General features: G+C 59.4%; 1 protein-coding gene. It reads left to right on the plus strand.

Annotated features, from left to right (window positions below):
• The first annotated feature begins 124 nt into the window (after positions 1 to 124).
• Entirely contained in the window at positions 125 to 1321 is a 1197-nt protein-coding gene (locus tag PPL01S_RS24205) for an IS256 family transposase (RefSeq protein WP_016391483.1), read from the plus strand.
• The last annotated feature ends 57 nt before the right edge of the window (positions 1322 to 1378 follow it).

Consider the following 1378-nt stretch of genomic DNA (forward strand, 5'->3'; position numbering starts at 1 on the left):
ATCGTGTCCCGGGAAGTGGTGTAACTAAACCAGCCGAAGGCGCCCAGCGGGCGAAAGAGGATGGTCATCGTGGTTCTTGGCTAACGTTGAGTTTGCGGACTTAACCTTCACCAGAGAAACCACGATGACCAAGCCCACTATCGCATTGACCGAGCTGGTTGAGAAAGGGGCAGACGCTGATCTGCTCAAGCAAATGATCCAGTTCGTTGCCCAGCGCATGATGGAGTTCGACGTCGAAGGCCTGTGCGGCGCAGGCTTCGATGTCAAAAGCCCTGACCGGACAAACAGCCGCAACGGCTACCGTGATCGCCTTTGGCAAACCCGCGCTGGCGACGTCGACCTGAAAATTCCCAAGCTGCGCCAAGGCAGTTACTTTCCTGGTTTTCTTGAGCCTCGGCGCACCGCCGAAAAGGCCATGGCGGCGGTGATTCAAGAAGCCTACATCCAGGGCGTTTCAACACGTTCTGTCGACGAATTGGTCAAGGCCATGGGCATGACGGGCATATCCAAGAGCCAGGTCTCGCGGCTGGCCGGTGAGATCGATGAGCGCGTTCATGCGTTCCTTGATCGCCCACTTGAAGGCGACTGGCCCTATCTCTGGATCGATGCCACCTACGTCAAAGTGCGGGAGGCCGGGCGCATCGTCTCGGTCGCCGTAATAATCGCCGTGGCCGTGAACACTGACGGTGGCCGCGAAGTCCTGGGCATGCGGGTTGGCCCGTCAGAAGCCGAGCCGTTCTGGACGGACTTCCTGCGAAGTCTGATGCGACGTGGCCTGCGTGGCGTAAAGCTGGTCATCTCCGATGCCCACGAAGGGCTCAAAGCGGCTGTTTCCAAGGTCTTCAACGCTACTTGGCAGCGCTGCCGCGTGCATTTCATGCGTAACGCCATGGCCCATGTCGGCAAGGGCCAGCGCACCATGGTGGCGGCGCTTCTGCGCACGGTTTTCGCCCAGGACAGCCGTGCCGAATGCCATCAGCAGTGGCGCCTGGTCGCCGATCAGTTGCGCGAAAAATACCCCAAGATCGCGACGCTCATGGACGGCTGCGAGGATGAAGTGCTGGCACACATGGCGTTTCCCAAAGCGCACCGACAGCAGTTGCACAGCACCAATCCACTGGAACGGCTCAACGCCGAGATCAAGCGCCGCACCGATGTCGTGGGCATCTTTCCCAACGATCCGGCGATCACACGACTGGTAGGCGCAATGCTCCTGGAGCAGAACGACGAGTGGTGCCTGCAGCGACGTTACATGCAGTTGGAGGCTTTCGAGGCCGTCAGCGATAATCCACAGGCCAAGCTGTCGGCCGTGATCAACTAAACGGCAAACTCAGTGGCCAGAGCCATGATGAGTTACACCACTTCCTGGGACACGATC

It is taken from the genome of Pseudomonas plecoglossicida NBRC 103162 = DSM 15088 (genome assembly GCF_000730665.1).
Taxonomy (GTDB): Bacteria; Pseudomonadota; Gammaproteobacteria; order Pseudomonadales; family Pseudomonadaceae; genus Aquipseudomonas; species Aquipseudomonas plecoglossicida.

Bases quoted from the DNA above. Each gene is read 5' to 3' on its own strand.
- PPL01S_RS24205 (WP_016391483.1), top strand. From the start codon at position 125: ATGACCAAGCCCACTATCGCATTGACCGAGCTGGTTGAGAAAGGGGCA.